Raw genomic sequence first — 15,541 nt, 5'->3', positions numbered from 1 at the left:
GCCGCGCCGTTAGCGATAGGGCGCGTCGGCTTCAAGGTTCGCGGCAATCGCACGCTCCCACTTGTCCCCGTTCGCCAGCAATTTTGCCTTGTCGTAGAGCAACTCCTCGCGCGTTTCGGTCGCGTATTCGAAGTTGGGCCCTTCGACGATCGCATCCACCGGGCAGGCTTCCTGGCAGAAACCGCAATAGATGCACTTGGTCATGTCGATGTCGTAGCGAGTGGTCCGGCGGCTGCCGTCTTCGCGCGGTTCGCTCTCGATGGTGATCGCCTGCGCCGGGCAGACGGCCTCGCACAATTTGCACGCGATGCAGCGTTCCTCGCCATTGGGATAACGGCGCAGCGCGTGCTCACCCCGGAAACGCGGGCTGAGCGGGTTCTTCTCGAACGGATAGTTGAGCGTCACCTTCGGCTTGAAGAAATACTTCAGCGTGAGGGCGTGCGCCTTCACGAATTCCCATAGGGTGAACGACTTTACGAGATGGGCGACGTTCATGCCGCACCTCCATAACGGGTAAGCATGAGGTAGCCGCTGATCACGACGACGAAGATGAGGCTCAGCGGCAGGAAGATCTTCCAGCCCAGGCGCATCAGCTGGTCGTAGCGATAACGCGGGACGGTCGCCATGACCCAGCTGAACATGAAAAAGAAGAAGAAGGTCTTCAGCAGGAACCAGACGATGCCCGGGATCCAATAGAGCGGCGCCCAGTCGATCGGCGGCAGCCAGCCACCGAAAAACAGCAGCGTATTGAGCGCGCACATCAGCAGGATGTTGGCGTATTCACCCAACCAGAACAGCGCGAAACTCATGGAACTGTATTCGGTCTGGTAGCCGGCAACCAGCTCGCTCTCCGCCTCGGTGAGGTCGAAGGGAACGCGCGCGGTTTCCGCCAGCGAGCTGATGAAGAACATCACCCACATCGGGAAGAGCAGCAGGTTGAAGGCGAAGCCGTTTACGATGCCGAGCCCATGCCCGCGCTGCGCCTCCACGATTTCGCTGAGGTTGAACGTTCCCGCCCACAGCACGACGCAGATCAGGATGAAGCCGATCGAGACTTCGTAACTGATCATCTGCGCGGCGGCGCGCATCGAGGAGAAGAACGGGTATTTGGAGTTCGACGCCCAGCCCGAAATCACCACGCCGTAAACGCCGAGCGAGCTGACCGCGAGGATGTAGAGCAGGCCGACATTGATGTCCGCCAGCACCACGCCCGCATCGAATGGGATTACCGCCCATGCGAGCAGCGCCACCGTAAAGGTGACGATCGGCGCAAGCAGGAACAGGCCCTTGTTCGCCGCACTCGGCACGATGGTTTCCTGCAGGAAGACCTTGAGGCCGTCGGCGAAGCTTTGCAGCAGGCCGAAGGGGCCAACCACATTGGGCCCGCGTCGCAGGTTGATCGACGCCCAGACCTTGCGGTCGACATAGATAATCATCGCCACGCTGAGCATCAGCGGCAGCGCAATCAGCAGGATACCCGCGATGGTGGCGGTGAACCACGACCATTCGTAGTTCATGCCGAGGGATTGGAAGAACTCGGTCATTCCGCTGCCTCCGCCAGTTCCTCGCTGTGGAGCAGTTCGGCGCTGCATTGCTGCATCACCGCGCTGGCCCGCGCGATGGGGTTGGTGAGGTAGAAGTCGGCAATCGGATAGCGTTCCATCGTGCCTTCCGCTTTTGCCTTGGCGTCTGCCTTGGGCAGCGTGCCGTAGTCTGCGAGGCCTTCGACGCCCAAGGCCGGCACTTCGGCCACCATTGCGGCGCGCAATTCGTCGAAACTGTCGAAACCCACGTCGACTTTCAACGCATCGGCCAAGGCGCGGAGGATGGTCCAGTCTTCGCGCGCGTCGCCCGGCGCAAAGACCGCCTTGTCCGCGAACTGTACGCGTCCCTCGGCGTTGACAAAAGTGCCGTTCTTCTCGGCGAAGCTGGCAGCGGGGAGGATGATATCCGCCGCGTGCGCGCCCTTGTCGCCGTGGTGGCCGATATAGACTTTCAGGCTGCCGTCGAACTGGCTGAAATCGACCTCGTCCGCGCCCAGCGCCAGCAGCACCTTGGGAGCAGCCTTGGCGATGTCGGCCACGCCGCCCTTCTGCGCGAAGCCGAGCATCAGCCCGCCCATGCGCGCGGCGGAGAAGTGCAGGACGTTGAACTCCGCCCCCCAGCCCTGCGCGAGCGCCAGCGCCTTGCTATGCGCGCCCTTCAGCGCGCCACCGCCGACGATCACCGCCGAGTTGTCTGCGTTCTCAAAAACGTCCGACACGTCGCTGGAGAGATCGTTCAGAACCGCCAGATCATTGCCGAGGAAGGTCGCGGGGAACGTCGTGTCCCACTCCGGTCCGACGACGAAGACCCTGGCCCCGCGCTTCACCGCCTTGCGGAGGCGAGCATTGAGCAGCGGCGCTTCCCAGCGGATATGGCTGCCGACGATGAGGATCGCCTGCGCGGTCTCGATCCCTTCGAAGGTCGAGTTGAAAATGACCGCCGCGAGGTTCGAGGTGTCGTAATCCATGCCGGTCTGGCGACCCTCGATCAGCGAGGAGCCGCAGGCGTTTAGCAGCGCCTTGGCCGCGAACATGGTTTCGCAATCGACCATGTCGCCCGCGATGGCAGCAATGCTCGATTTGTCGTTGCCCTTCAGCGGCTTTGCGATGGCCTTGAAAGCCTCATCCCAGCTTGCTTCGGACAGTTTGCCGCCCTTGCGGATGAACACCTTGTCGAGGCGGCGGCGTTGCAGGCCGTCCACCTGATAGCGACCCTTGTCCGAAAGCCACTCCTCATTCACCGCATCGTTCACGCGCGGCAGGGCGCGCAGCACTTCGCGGCCACGCGAATAGAGCGTGATGTTGGCGCCCATCGCATCCGACACGTCGATGCTGAGCGTCTTCTTCAGCTCCCAAGGCCGCGCCTCGAAGGCGTAGGGGCGCGAGGTAAGCGCACCGACCGGGCACAGGTCGATCACATTGGCGGACAACTCGTGCTCAGCGGCGCGTTCCAGATAGGTGGTGATCTGCATGTCCTCGCCGCGACCGATCGCGCCGATCTCGTCAACGCCCGCGATTTCCTCGCTGAAGCGCACGCAACGGGTGCAGTGGATGCAGCGCGTCATGATCGTCTTGATCAACGGGCCCATGTATTTCTCGGTCACCGCGCGCTTGTTCTCGTGATAGCGCGATCCGCCGCGACCATAGGCGACGGACTGGTCCTGCAGGTCGCATTCGCCGCCCTGATCGCAGATCGGGCAGTCGAGCGGGTGGTTGATGAGCAGGAACTCCATCACCCCTTCGCGCGCCTTCTTGACCATTTCGCTGTCGGTTCGGATTTCCTGACCTTCGGTCGCGGGCAGCGCGCAGGAGGCCTGCGGCTTGGGCGGCCCCGGCTTCACTTCGACCAGACACATGCGGCAATTGCCCGCAATGCTGAGGCGTTCGTGGTAGCAGAAGCGCGGGATTTCCTTGCCCGCAAGCTCCGCCGCCTGCAGCACGGTGGCGCCGTCGGGAACCTCGATTTCCTGTCCGTCTACGGTGACTTTGGGCATTAGCGAATGACCTCAATATCTTTCCAGCAGAGGGACGGTGTTGATGTATGCGGACCCACCATCCGGATGCCCCAGCCTTGTTCAATTAGGTAGGCTGCTTCCTCCAATGTCGCCACGGACCGGGAATTGGGAAGACGATTCCAACGACGTTTTCCATCGTCACCCATCACTCCTTCCGGAGAGAAAAGACGGTACATGCCATCGCTATGCTTGTGAGGGTGACGCACCTCGGTGAGGCCTTTACGCGGACCACGGTCAAACGCATGCTTTTTGCGGATCACAGTCATTCCGCCGCCTCCGCCATATTGCCCGCTTCGGCAATGCGCCGCTCCAGCTCCGGGCGGAAGTGGCGCAGCAGGCCCTGGATCGGCCAGGCCGCCGCATCGCCTAGCGCGCAGATGGTGTGGCCTTCGACCTGTTTGGTCACTTCGAACAGCATATCGATCTCTTCCGGCGCGGCGTCGCCGGTTTCAAGCCGCTTCATTACGCGCCACATCCAGCCCGTGCCTTCGCGGCAGGGCGTACACTGGCCGCAGCTTTCGTGCTTGTAGAAATAGCTTAACCGGCTGATCGCGCGGACGATATCGGTGGACTTGTCCATCACGATCACCGCCGCCGTGCCGAGTCCGGAGCCAAGTTCCTTCAGCCCGTCGAAATCCATCGGGGCGTCCATGATCTGCGCTGCGGGCACAAGCGGAACGGAGGAGCCGCCGGGGATCACCGCCAGCAGATTGTCCCAGCCGCCGGTGATTCCGCCGCAATGCTTCTCGATCAGCTCGCGGAAGGGGATGCTCATCGCTTCCTCGACCACGCACGGCTTTTCGACATGGCCGCTGATCTGGAACAACTTGGTGCCCGCATTGCCTTCGCGGCCGAAGCTGCTGAACCAGCTGGCGCCGCGCCGCAGGATCGTAGGCACCACCGCGATGCTCTCGACATTGTTGACTGTCGTCGGGCAGCCATAGAGGCCCGCGCCGGCCGGGAACGGCGGCTTGAGGCGGGGCTGGCCCTTCTTGCCTTCGAGGCTTTCGATCATCGCGGTTTCCTCGCCGCAGATGTAGGCGCCCGCACCACGGTGCATGAAGACATCGAAGTCAAAGCCCGAGCCGCTGGCGTTCTTGCCGATCAGGCCGGCGTCGTACGCTTCCTGGATGGCTGCCTGCAGCGTTTCCGCCTCACGAATATATTCGCCGCGAATGTAGATGTAGGCCGCGCGCGCGCGCATGGCGAAACCGGCGACAAGCGCGCCTTCGACCAGCTTGTGCGGATCGTGGCGGATGATCTCTCGGTCCTTGCAAGACCCCGGCTCGGATTCGTCGGCATTGATGACGAGGAAGCTCGGGCGACCGTCCTTGCTCTCTTTCGGCATGAAGGACCACTTGAGGCCGGTCGGGAAGCCCGCCCCGCCCCGTCCGCGCAGGCCAGACGCCTTGATCTCGTCGATGATCGCGTCCTGTCCGCGCGCGATCAGCGCCTTGGTGTCGTCCCAGTCGCCGCGCTTCTGCGCAGCCTTCAGCCCCCAGTCCCGGAAGCCGTAGAGATTGGTGAAGATGCGGTCCTTATCGGCGAGCATCGAGGCCTCCGGGCGGTGTGCGCGAAAGAAGGATGGCGGAAACGAACAGCAGCAGCCCGCCGAAGATCATCAGGGCATCGCCAGCATCGGCAACGCCCTGCCAGATCATCAACCCGCCCACGACGAAGCACAGCGCGCCGATGCCGACGCCGATGCGGGCAAATTTCCGGTTGCGTGCAATGTGCTTCACCACTCGCTCCGGTAATCGTGATTGGCGTCGACCATTGCGGTCAGCGTGCTCGGCCCGCCGCTCGGTTCGCTGGTGTGGCGGCCGGGTTCCTGCGTGCCGGCCTTGGGCGTCTCGCCCTTCGCCAGCGCGTCGAGCACGGCGTCGAGCCGTTCCGGCGTCAGGTCTTCGTAATTGTCGTCGTTGATCTGGACCATCGGCGCGGTGGCGCAATTGCCCATGCATTCGACCTCGGTCAGGGTCCACAACCCGTCTTCCGAAACGTGGCCCTTTGTCATCCCGCGCGCCTTGCAGGTATCGAACAGTGCGTCCGATCCGCGCAGCATGCAGGGCGTCGTGCCGCAGACCTGCACGTGGTACTTACCCACCGGCACGAGGTTGTACATGAAGTAGAAGGTTGCGACCTCGAGCACGCGGATCACCGGCATGTCAAGATAGGCGGCGACATATTCGATTACCGGCAGCGGCAGCCACCCTTGCGTATCTGTTTCCGCCCCGACCTGCCGCTGGGCAAGGTCGAGCAGCGGCATAACCGCGCTTTTCTGCCGGCCTTCGGGATATTTGGCGATGTGCCAGTCGGCCGTCTTGCGGTTCTCGTCCGTCCAGGCGAACGAGCCCCACCGCTCGCGCAGCTCGGGCGTATCGGGTGCGGGGGAACGATCAGCCATTGCGGCGCCTCCAAGCAGCGGAGGTTGCACTCTCCGTCGAGTGATATTCGTTCGACAATTTGAATTTCTCGGAATGGTCGTAAGTGCGATCAGAACGGATCGCAGTCGCTTTCATCATGCGCCAACCACGCCAAGCAACGAACGCAAACCAAGCGACCGCGAGAGAGATTGCGATAACCCACACGAAGGCGTTCGACCCGGTAAATGCCGGGAGAAACAGCGGCGGGAATGCTGGAAGGAGGACGCCGCGCGAACGAACGCCTTCGGCAAGCATGTGGTCGACCCAATCACGCATCGAGCGATACACACTCACCGGTCACACTCCCCGAACACGACGTCGATGGCGCCGAGGATCGGCACGGCGTCGGGCAGCATGTGGCCCTTGCTCATGAAGTCCATCGCCTGGAGGTGGCTGAAGGCCGTCGGGCGGATCTTGCAGCGGTAGGGTTTGTTGGTGCCGTCGCTGACGAGGTAGACGCCGAACTCGCCCTTGGGGCTTTCGGTGGCGACATAGACCTCGCCTTCGGGCACGTGGAAGCCTTCGGTGTAGAGCTTGAAGTGGTGAATCAGCGCTTCCATCGACTGCTTCATCTCGGCCCGTTTGGGCGGGACGATCTTGCGGTCGGTGCTGGCGACCGGGCCTTCGGGCATTTCGGCGATGCACTGCTTGATGATCTTGGCCGACTGGCGGACTTCCGCGATCCGCACCATCAGACGGTCGTAGCAATCCGAATTGGTGCCGACGGGCACCTCGAAATCCATGCGGTCGTAGACGTCGTAGGGCTGCGACTTGCGCAGATCCCACGGGATGCCGGCGGCGCGGATCATCGGGCCGGAAAAGCCCCAGGCCAGCGCGTCTTCCTTGCTCACCACGGCGATATCGACGTTGCGCTGCTTGAAGATGCGGTTGCCGACGACGAGGCTCATGGCGTCGTTGAATCGCTCGAAGAAGTGGTTGTCGAGCCAGTCACCGATGTCGGTCAACAGCTTCAGCGGCACGTCCTGGTGAACGCCGCCGGGGCGGAACCACGCCATGTGCATTCGCGCGCCGCTCGCGCGCTCGAAGAAGTTCATGCAGTCTTCGCGCAGATCCATGATCCACAGGTTCGGCGTCATCGCGCCAACATCGAAGACATGCGCGCCGATGTTAAGCATGTGGTTGGAAATGCGCGACAATTCGGCAAACAGCACACGCAGGTACTGGCCGCGCAGCGGAACTTCGAGGTTCAGCAGCTTCTCGATCGCGAGCACGTAGGAGTGCTCCATGCACAGAGGCGAGCAGTAATCGAGCCGGTCGAAATACGGCAGCGCCTGCAAATAGGTCTTGTGCTCGATCAGCTTTTCGGTGCCGCGGTGAAGCAGGCCGACGTGCGGATCGATGCGTTCGATGATCTCGCCGTCGAGTTCCATCACCATGCGCAGCACGCCGTGCGCCGCAGGGTGCTGGGGGCCGAAGTTGATCGTGTAGTTGGCGATTTCCTCGTCACCGGTGGTGGGCGAGGTTTCCTGGATCAGAGTGCTCATGCCTCGTCTCCCTTCGCGTCATCTTCTTCGAGGGCCGGAGGATCGGATTCGGTCCTCTCGGCAGCCTTCTTGTCCGTCGCTGCGCCCGCCCCGGTATCGGAGGGTTTTTCGGTGGTCTTCGGATCGTTGATCAACGGTGCGCCCTTCGATCCCGCATCCGCCACCTCTGCGCCTTCGGCCTTCTCGTCGCCCGGCAGCACGTAATCCGCGCCTTCCCACGGAGAGGTAAAGTCGAAGCTGCGCATGTCCTGCGCCAGCTGCACCGGTTCGTAGACCACGCGCTTTTCCTCTTCGGAATAGCGCAGCTCGACATAGCCGGTCATCGGGAAGTCCTTGCGGAAGGGATGCCCTTCGAAGCCATAGTCGGTCAGGATGCGGCGCAGGTCCGTGTTGCCGTCGAACACGACGCCGTACATGTCGAACACCTCGCGTTCCAGCCAGCCGGCAACCGGCCACAGCCGCGTGGCGGTGGGGACCGGCGTGTCTTCGTCCGTGGTGACCTTCAGCATCACGCGGTGGTTCTTGGTGACCGAAAGCAGCATGTAGACGACATCGAACCGCTCGGCCCGCTGAGGATAGTCGGCCCCGGCAATTTCCATGAGCTGCTGGTAGTCATGCTCGTCGCGAAGCAGGCGCAGCGCATCTTCGATACGGTCGCGCGCGATGGTGAGCACGATTTCGCCATGATCTTCCTTGGCGGAGAGCATCATGTCGCCCAGCGCCTTGCCGAGCGTGTCGCGCACGCCCGCATTGCTCGCGAACTTCGGAGCTGGGTGAACCACGGCGGCCATTTCAGCGCGAGCCCCCCTCATCGTTCAATCGTACCGGTGCGGCGGATCTTCCGCTGCAACTGCATCACGCCGTAAAGCAGCGCTTCGGCGGTTGGCGGGCATCCGGGAACGTAGATATCGACCGGCACGATCCGGTCGCAGCCGCGGACCACGGAATAGCTGTAGTGATAGTAACCGCCGCCATTGGCGCAGCTGCCCATGGAGATCACGTATTTCGGCTCCGACATCTGGTCGTAGACCTTGCGCAGCGCCGGGGCCATCTTGTTGCATAGCGTACCAGCGACGATCATCACGTCGTTCTGGCGCGGCGATGCGCGCGGCGCGGCTCCGAACCGTTCCATGTCGTAGCGCGGCATATTGACGTGGATCATCTCGACGGCGCAGCACGCCAGGCCGAAGGTCATCCACCACAGACTGCCGGTGCGCGCCCACTGGAACAGGTCCTCGGTGCTGGTGACGAGGAAGCCCTTGTCATTCACCTCGGTCTGGAGCGCGTTGAAATAGTTCGCATCGGGCTGAAGGACGTCGCCCGGTTGCGCGGTGGGCTGGATAAACGCGTCGCGCCCGTGCGGGCTGAGTGTGCTCTGCTCGCTCATGATTTCATTCCCACTCCAGCGCGCCGACCTTCCAGGCGTAAGCCAGGCCGATCGCGAGTTCGCCAAGGAAGAACATCATCGTGATCCAGCCCGGCCAGCCAGTCAGGTCGAGGCTGACTGCCCAGGGAAACAGGAACGCCGCTTCCAGATCGAAGATGATGAAGAGGATGGCGACGAGGTAGAAGCGCACGTCGAAACGGCTGCGCGAATCTTCGAAGGCAGGAAAGCCGCACTCGTATTCAGCCAGCTTGTCACTGGTGGGCTGGTGCGAGCCGGTCAGGCGCGAGACGCCCATCGGCAGGAACACGAACAACGAGGACAACGCGACCGCGATGAAAAGGAAGATCAGGATCGGGAAATACTGGACGAGGTCGACCAAGGGGCTTTTCCTGCAAGCTTTGCGTGGTTTGACCGCGCCCTAGTCCCCTCCCCCGCGAGGCGCAAGGGCACGAATCGCGAAATCCGCGCACGTTGGCTTGCGCGGCGTTTCACCTAGTCGGAGGCGGCGTTTTCCCGCGCCTTGCCATAGGGCGGTTTCATCTTGGCGAGCTTCGCCACATCGACCTTTGGCTGGTGATAAACGCTGCGTGCGTGGCTGAACTCGCGAAAGCCCTCTACCCCGTGGTAAGAGCCCATGCCGGACGGGCCGACGCCGCCAAACGGAATGTCTTCCATCGAGACGTGAAAAACCACGTCGTTTACCGTCACGCCGCCGGAGATGGTGCGCGACAACACTCTTTCGCGATCCGCTTCGTCCTGCCCGAAGTAGTAGAGACCCAGCGGTCGGTCGTTGGCGTTCACGTAATCCACCGCCTCGTCGAGCGAGCGGTAGGTCTTCACCGGAAGCACGGGACCGAAGATTTCTTCCTGCATTGCCTGCATGTCGTCGTTGACATTCTTCAGGATGGTCAGCGGCATCTTGCGAATGTTGGCGTTGGAGAAATCCTCCCCGGCCGGATTGACCTCGATCACTTCCGCGCCCTTTTCCCTCGCATCTGCCACCATCGACTGAAGCCGCTCGAAATGCCGGTCGGAAACGAGCGAGGCGTAATCGTCGTTTTCCAGCAGCGTCGGATACATGGTGTGGACGCCAAGCTCGACTGCGGCGATCGCGCCGTCCGCAGCCTCTTCAGGAACCATGAGGTAGTCGGGCGCAAGGCAGATCTGGCCCGCATTCAGCATCTTTCCGAGTGCGATGCGTTCCCCCGCCTGTTGCAGGTTCGCGTCCTTGCCGAGGATGACCGGCGATTTTCCGCCCAGCTCCAGTGTGACGGGGACGAGGTTCTTCGCAGCCGCTTCCATCACCTTGCGGCCGGTGGCGGTGGAGCCGGTGAAGATGATGTGATCGAACTTCAGTTCGGTGAACTTCGCGGCGACGTCCGGGCCGCCGGTGATGACCGCCAGCTCCTCCTCGGCGAAATACTTGGCGGTTAGTTCCGCCATGAGCTGTGAGGTGCGCTCGGTGAACTCGCTCGGCTTGATGATCGCGCGATTGCCGGCGGCGAAGACCTGCATCAGCGGACCGAACGCCAGATTGACGGGAAAATTCCACGGGCTGAGAATGCCGACAATGCCCTTGGGTTCGTAACGCACTTCGGCTCGAGCACCGAGCAGACCGAGCGGAAACTGCACCTTGCGGCGCTGCGTGCGCGACCAACCGTCGATATTCTTCAGCGCGTATTTCCCCGCGCCGATCGTCCCGGCAATATCGGTCAGTTGCGACTGATAGAGGCTGCGATTGCCGAAGTCCGCGCTCATCGCGCGGTTGAGGGCATCGCCGTTGTCTTCGAGCAATGCCATCGCCCGCCTTATGCGATCCTTGCGGACGGACAGTTCCTCTGGCCGCGCCGTGTCGAAACTGGCGCGCTGCTTGTCCAGAATGCGCTGCATCTCTTTGCCAGAGTCATCGGCCATGGATCGTCTCCGTTTGATTTCGCTGCGGTGCAACACTACACCATTTGCAAGTTCGCAATCAGGTTACGTTTCGAACAGCAACAGGTTTCAAGACGAAAGGCAAGCAATGGCCCAGTTCTCCTCCTCCGACCCGGTGGTCATCCTCTCCTACGCGCGCACGCCGATGGGAGGCATGCAGGGCGTCCTCTCCGATGTCTCCGCGACGGAGCTTGGCGCAACGGCGGTCAAGGCTGCGGTCGAGCGGTCGGGCATTGCGGGTGACAAGTTCGACCGCGGTTACATGGGTTGCGTGCTGCCGGCAGGGCTCGGCCAGGCGCCCGCCCGCCAGGCGATGATCAAGGCAGGTCTGCCGAAGTCGGTGCAGGCGACGACCGTCAACAAGGTGTGCGGCAGCGGAATGCAGACCGTTATCATGGGCGCCGAAGCGCTCGCCAGCGGCTCGGCCGACTTGATTATCGCAGGCGGGATGGAGAGCATGACCAATGCGCCCTACCTGCTGAAGAAGCACCGCAGCGGCGCACGTATCGGCCACGACACGGTCTATGACCATATGTTCCTCGACGGGCTCGAAGATGCCTACGAGGAAGGTCGCGCGATGGGCACCTTCGCCCAGGAAACCGCCAACGAATATCAGATGACGCGCGAGGAAATGGACGATTATTCCATCGAATCGCTGCGCCGCGCCAATGCCGCCATCGAAGGCGGCGCGTTTGAAGGTGAAGTGGTTCCGGTGACCTTCTCCACCCGTGCGGGTGAACAGACGGTCGACAAGGACGAGCAGCCAGGTCGCGGTCGCCCCGACAAGATCCCCACCCTGCGCCCCGCGTTCGCCAAGGACGGCACGATTACCGCGGCGACCTCCAGCTCGATCTCGGATGGCGCGGCAGCCATCGTCCTTGCGCGGGAAAGCGTCGCGAAGGAAAACGGTGCGACCCCGGTCGCGCGGATCGTCGCCATGGCCGCTCATGCCCACGAGCCGGCGAAGTTCACCACCGCCCCGATCGGCGCGATCGAAAAGGTGCTCGACAAGGCCGGATGGGACAAGGACGACGTCGACCTATGGGAAGTGAACGAGGCGTTTGCCTGCGTTGCCATGTTCGCGATGCGCGACATCGGCATCCCGCATGAAAAGATCAACGTGAACGGCGGCGGCACCGCGCTCGGTCACCCGATCGGTGCGAGCGGTACGCGCATCCTCGTCACCCTGCTCAACGCACTGAAGAAGCAGGGCAAGACGAAGGGCGTTGCCAGCCTGTGCATCGGCGGCGGAGAGGCCACCGCGGTCGCAGTCGAGCTGGTGTAGTCGGTTTGGAGAAGCCGCGAAGCGTGCTACGCCTCGCGGCTTCTCGCACATGAAGGGAGAGTCGAATGAAGAAATTTGTGATCGCCGCCGGTGCCATCGCGCTTGCCGCCTGCAACCAGGCAGAAGCGCCTGAAGCACCCGAAGCGACCGAAACCGCACAGACGCAGGCAGCGCCTGCGGCGACGGGAATGCAGGCTGGCATGTACGAAGTGACGCTCGCCAATGGCGACACCGGCACCACCCGTATCAACGCCGACGGCACTTATACGGACATGAATCCCGACGGCACGGAAGGCGCCAGCGGCACCTGGCGTCAGGACGCGGGCCAGACCTGTTTCACTGCCGAAGGTGCGACCGAAGCGTGCTGGAACGACGGCCCGATCGGCGTCGACGGAAGCTGGACTTCGACCTCCCCCGATGGGGATTCGGTCACCATTCGGCCGATGGCGGAAAGCAGCGCGATGTAATTGCCCGGCTTCTGCTGGATTTCGGAAAAAGGCGGCTTTCGGGCCGCCTTTTTTCATTCGGGGGAGAGTTCCTCGCTGCCCCACAGGCGCGCGGACTTGATGAAGCCGCGCTTTCCCGCGACGTCGAACTCGCACCAGCCGTCTTTGCATTTGCCGAGGGCGCCGGTGACGCCGGGCTCGACCTTCCAGAGCATCCGGCCGCCTCCGGCCTCGCTCCGCATCTCGGCCAGCCCTTCCCCGCTCACGATAGCGCCGCGATCGAGGCGCAGTGACCGGGCGATGACCCACCCCTGTTCCCCATCCGGATCCTGCACCAGACGCCAGCCTTCGACGACACGCACGACCTTCAGCGGCAAGCCACGGCGCTTGTAGACCCAAGAGATCGGAAAGGATTCGCTCGGGCCGACCCGCATGTTGACTTCCTCCCAGCGGATCGACGCCCAGTAGGGCACCTCGCGGTCCTGCGCGAAGGCTGCGGTCGGCGCGGTGGCGAGACTGATCGCCGCGAGCATGGAAAGCCATTTCATGCGCGCCGCATTACCGCGTTTGCGGGAATTCTGGCAACCGGCTTGACCTCGCGCGGCTGTCGGCCCAATCGGCGTTGCGATGACTTCGACAGCGCCCGCGTCCGAAACTCGCAAAGCCGGTGCCCGGCGCTTTGTCGGCACACCCCGCATCGTCGTGACCCGCCATCTCGCGCCCAGCGTGGAAGACCGGATGGCGGAACTGTTCGACGCGCAGCTCAATCGCGACGACACGCCTCTATCGCGCGAAGCCCTGCTGGCGGCGGCCGCCGATTGCGACGTGCTCGTTCCGACCGTCACCGATCGTATCGACGCCGAACTGATCGAACACGCCGGCGAACGGCTCGGCCTGATCGCGAGTTTCGGCGCGGGCGTCGATCACATCGACCTTGCAGCCGCCCGTCAGCGCGGCATCATCGTGACGAACACGCCGGGCGTCTTCACCGACGATACGGCGGATCTCACGCTTTCCATGATCATCGGCGTTCCGCGGCGCGTGCGCGAAGGCGTGTCGCTGATCCGCCGCGGAGAGTGGACCGGTTGGGCGCCGACCGCGCTGCTCGGCCGCCAGCTGGGGGGAAAGACGCTCGGTATCATCGGCATGGGCCGGATCGGACAGGCCGTCGCCCACCGCGCGCGCGCGTTCGGTCTGAATATCATTTACCACAATCGCCACCGTCTGCCCGAAGCGATCGAGAATATGCACGGGGCAACCTACGTCGCCGATCTCGACGAACTCGTGGCGCAAAGCGACATTCTTACCCTGCATTGCCCGTCTACCAAGGACAGCCATCACCTGCTTGACGCCCGGCGCATCGGTTTGATGAAGGACGGCGCGTGCCTGATCAACACCGCCCGAGCGGATCTGGTCGATCACGAGGCGCTGATCGCGGCCCTTGAAGCCGGTGTGCTGGCGGGCGCCGGCCTCGATGTCTACCCGGACGAGCCTGAAGTCGATCCGCGGCTGATAGCGCATCCCAATGTCATGACGCTTCCGCATATCGGCAGTGCCACGCGCGAGGGGCGCGAGCGTTCGGGAGAGAAGGTCATTGCCAACATCCGCTTCTGGATGGACGGGCATCGCCCGCCGGACCAGGTGCTGGAAGGCATTTCCTGAACAGCGGACTATCGGGACTTACGGGGGCGGAATGGGAACGAAGCAACGGGCTGCTCTGGCCGCAATAGTCGGCGTTTCCGCCATCTCCGCCGCGAGTCCCGCCGCAGCGCAGGTAACGCAGGAGGTGCTTTCCGACGGCGGCGACACGGCGTGGGTGCTGGTGTCGTCTGCGCTAGTGCTGCTGATGACCCTCCCTGGCCTCGCGCTGTTCTATGGCGGACTGGTCAGGGCGAAGAATGTCCTGTCCGTAATGATGCAGATCGGCGCGGTTGCCGCCTTCGCCAGCGTGCTGTGGATCGTGGTCGCCTATACGCTCGCTTTCGGTGGCGTTAGCGGAGGATGGATCGGCGACGGACGCGCTTTCATGCTGATCGACCTCGGGGCTTTGCGGGAAGGAACGACCCTTCCCGAAAGCACCTTTGCGCTGTTCCAGATGACATTCGCTGCGATCACGCCTGCGCTGATGGTCGGCGCCTGGGTCGACCGCGCGCGCTTCGGATGGGTCGTGGCATTCTGCGCATTGTGGGGCCTGATCGTCTATGCGCCCGTCGCTCACTGGATCTGGGGCGGAGGGTGGATGGCGCAGCGCCTCGCCGTGCTCGATTTCGCCGGCGGGATCGTGGTGCACACCACGGCAGGCGTTTCCGCGCTGGTCATCGCGCTGCTGCTCGGGCGCAGGCGGGGTTTTCCCAGGACGTTGATGCTGCCGCACGCCCCTGCCCTGACAATGCTCGGCGCAATGCTGCTGTGGGTGGGCTGGTTTGGCTTCAACGGTGGATCCGCGCTTCTGGCAACCGACGATGCATCGATGGCGATCATCAACACGCACGTTGCGGCTGCAACGGCGGCGCTGGTCTGGATAGCCATCGAACGGTTCAAGGTCGGCAAGGCAACGACCGTTGGTTTCGCCACCGGCGCGATTGCGGGGCTTGCCACGATCACGCCTGCTGCCGGTTTCGTCTCGCCGGGATCGGCGATCGTCCTCGGCCTGCTGGGTTCGGGGGCCTGCTACGGTGCAATCCAGTTGGTGAAAAACAAGTGGCACATCGACGATTCGCTCGATGTGTTTGCCGTTCACGGCGTCGGCGGAATGATCGGTTCGGTCCTGCTCGGCATCTTCATCGCACCCACGTTTGGCGGCGTCGGGTACGATGGCGGCGGCAGTTTGATCAGCCAGATCATCGCGGTTGCCATGGTCGCGCTCTATTCGGCTGTCGCAACCTCGATCATCGCGCTCGCAGTGTCGCTGTTCATGCCGATGCGGGTCAGTGACGAGGAAGAGGTCGAAGGCCTCGACATCACCAGCCACGGCGAGCGTGGCTGGGATTTCGATTGAGCC

18 protein-coding genes are annotated in these 15,541 nt (G+C 63.1%); 4 read left to right on the top strand and 14 right to left on the bottom strand.

Going from position 1 to position 15,541, the window contains the following annotated elements:
* Positions 1 to 9 precede the first annotated feature (9 nt).
* The 13 genes from nuoI to ACXYN8_RS06910 all read right to left on the bottom strand — a co-directional run bounded on the left by nuoI (position 10) and on the right by ACXYN8_RS06910 (position 10,791).
* Complete coding sequence (nuoI, locus tag ACXYN8_RS06970; protein ID WP_458888616.1) at positions 10 to 495, bottom strand: NADH-quinone oxidoreductase subunit NuoI; 486 nt, start codon at positions 493 to 495, stop codon at positions 10 to 12.
* Positions 492 to 1,544 (bottom strand): NADH-quinone oxidoreductase subunit NuoH, encoded by a 1,053-nt coding sequence (gene nuoH / locus ACXYN8_RS06965; RefSeq protein ID WP_458888615.1) that lies wholly within the window; start codon positions 1,542 to 1,544, stop codon positions 492 to 494. Before nuoH ends, nuoI begins: the two co-directional genes overlap by 4 nt.
* Positions 1,541 to 3,538: an NADH-quinone oxidoreductase subunit NuoG gene (gene nuoG / locus ACXYN8_RS06960; protein ID WP_458888614.1), complete on the bottom strand. Its 1,998-nt coding sequence runs from the start codon at positions 3,536 to 3,538 to the stop codon at positions 1,541 to 1,543. Before nuoG ends, nuoH begins: the two co-directional genes overlap by 4 nt.
* Positions 3,538 to 3,825, bottom strand: coding sequence for a hypothetical protein (locus tag ACXYN8_RS06955; RefSeq protein WP_458888613.1), 288 nt, complete (start codon positions 3,823 to 3,825; stop codon positions 3,538 to 3,540). The genes nuoG and ACXYN8_RS06955 overlap by 1 nt, the downstream gene beginning before the upstream one ends.
* Positions 3,822 to 5,111, bottom strand: coding sequence for an NADH-quinone oxidoreductase subunit NuoF (nuoF, locus tag ACXYN8_RS06950; protein ID WP_458888612.1), 1,290 nt, complete (start codon positions 5,109 to 5,111; stop codon positions 3,822 to 3,824). Before nuoF ends, ACXYN8_RS06955 begins: the two co-directional genes overlap by 4 nt.
* Positions 5,098 to 5,301: a hypothetical protein gene (locus tag ACXYN8_RS06945; RefSeq protein ID WP_458888611.1), complete on the bottom strand. Its 204-nt coding sequence runs from the start codon at positions 5,299 to 5,301 to the stop codon at positions 5,098 to 5,100. The genes nuoF and ACXYN8_RS06945 overlap by 14 nt, the downstream gene beginning before the upstream one ends.
* On the bottom strand, positions 5,298 to 5,966 hold the full coding sequence (nuoE, locus tag ACXYN8_RS06940) for an NADH-quinone oxidoreductase subunit NuoE (protein ID WP_458888610.1): 669 nt from the start codon (positions 5,964 to 5,966) through the stop codon (positions 5,298 to 5,300). The genes ACXYN8_RS06945 and nuoE overlap by 4 nt, the downstream gene beginning before the upstream one ends.
* The gene (locus ACXYN8_RS06935; RefSeq protein ID WP_458888609.1) at positions 5,959 to 6,279 is read right to left on the bottom strand and encodes a hypothetical protein; all 321 of its coding nucleotides are present in this window, start codon (positions 6,277 to 6,279) and stop codon (positions 5,959 to 5,961) included. Before ACXYN8_RS06935 ends, nuoE begins: the two co-directional genes overlap by 8 nt.
* Positions 6,276 to 7,490, bottom strand: coding sequence for an NADH-quinone oxidoreductase subunit D (locus ACXYN8_RS06930; protein ID WP_458888608.1), 1,215 nt, complete (start codon positions 7,488 to 7,490; stop codon positions 6,276 to 6,278). Before ACXYN8_RS06930 ends, ACXYN8_RS06935 begins: the two co-directional genes overlap by 4 nt.
* Positions 7,487 to 8,281, bottom strand: coding sequence for an NADH-quinone oxidoreductase subunit C (locus ACXYN8_RS06925; protein WP_458888607.1), 795 nt, complete (start codon positions 8,279 to 8,281; stop codon positions 7,487 to 7,489). The genes ACXYN8_RS06930 and ACXYN8_RS06925 overlap by 4 nt, the downstream gene beginning before the upstream one ends.
* 17 nt (positions 8,282 to 8,298) lie before the next feature.
* Positions 8,299 to 8,877 carry a NuoB/complex I 20 kDa subunit family protein gene (locus ACXYN8_RS06920; protein ID WP_458888606.1) on the bottom strand — a complete coding sequence of 193 codons (579 nt, stop codon included), beginning with the start codon at positions 8,875 to 8,877 and terminating at the stop codon, positions 8,299 to 8,301.
* A 4-nt stretch (positions 8,878 to 8,881) separates the two neighbouring features.
* Positions 8,882 to 9,256, bottom strand: coding sequence for an NADH-quinone oxidoreductase subunit A (ndhC, locus tag ACXYN8_RS06915; RefSeq protein WP_458888605.1), 375 nt, complete (start codon positions 9,254 to 9,256; stop codon positions 8,882 to 8,884).
* 113 nt (positions 9,257 to 9,369) lie between these two features.
* Positions 9,370 to 10,791 (bottom strand): coniferyl aldehyde dehydrogenase, encoded by a 1,422-nt coding sequence (locus ACXYN8_RS06910; protein ID WP_458888604.1) that lies wholly within the window; start codon positions 10,789 to 10,791, stop codon positions 9,370 to 9,372.
* Positions 10,792 to 10,897: 106 nt separating this feature from the next.
* Between ACXYN8_RS06910 and ACXYN8_RS06905 the strand changes: the two genes are divergently transcribed.
* Both ACXYN8_RS06905 and ACXYN8_RS06900 read left to right on the top strand, forming a co-directional pair.
* Positions 10,898 to 12,094 carry a thiolase family protein gene (locus ACXYN8_RS06905; RefSeq protein ID WP_458888603.1) on the top strand — a complete coding sequence of 399 codons (1,197 nt, stop codon included), beginning with the start codon at positions 10,898 to 10,900 and terminating at the stop codon, positions 12,092 to 12,094.
* Between the two features lie 65 nt (positions 12,095 to 12,159).
* On the top strand, positions 12,160 to 12,561 hold the full coding sequence (locus tag ACXYN8_RS06900) for a hypothetical protein (RefSeq protein ID WP_458888602.1): 402 nt from the start codon (positions 12,160 to 12,162) through the stop codon (positions 12,559 to 12,561).
* Between the two features lie 53 nt (positions 12,562 to 12,614).
* On the opposite strand, the gene ACXYN8_RS06895 is transcribed toward ACXYN8_RS06900, so the two are convergent.
* Positions 12,615 to 13,088, bottom strand: a complete 474-nt coding sequence (locus ACXYN8_RS06895) for an SH3 domain-containing protein (RefSeq protein WP_458888601.1) — start codon at positions 13,086 to 13,088, stop codon at positions 12,615 to 12,617.
* A 79-nt stretch (positions 13,089 to 13,167) separates the two neighbouring features.
* Here ACXYN8_RS06895 and ACXYN8_RS06890 point away from each other — a divergent pair, with 79 nt between their 5' ends.
* Positions 13,168 to 14,202 carry a 2-hydroxyacid dehydrogenase gene (locus ACXYN8_RS06890; protein WP_458888600.1) on the top strand — a complete coding sequence of 345 codons (1,035 nt, stop codon included), beginning with the start codon at positions 13,168 to 13,170 and terminating at the stop codon, positions 14,200 to 14,202.
* A gap of 31 nt (positions 14,203 to 14,233) precedes the next feature.
* Positions 14,234 to 15,538 (top strand): ammonium transporter, encoded by a 1,305-nt coding sequence (locus tag ACXYN8_RS06885; RefSeq protein ID WP_458888599.1) that lies wholly within the window; start codon positions 14,234 to 14,236, stop codon positions 15,536 to 15,538.
* Positions 15,539 to 15,541 lie beyond the last annotated feature (3 nt).

This window comes from Altererythrobacter sp. CAU 1778, assembly GCF_054482795.1.
The sequence above is the reverse complement of the archived record's forward strand: the minus strand, read 5'-3'. Positions and strand labels throughout refer to the sequence as shown.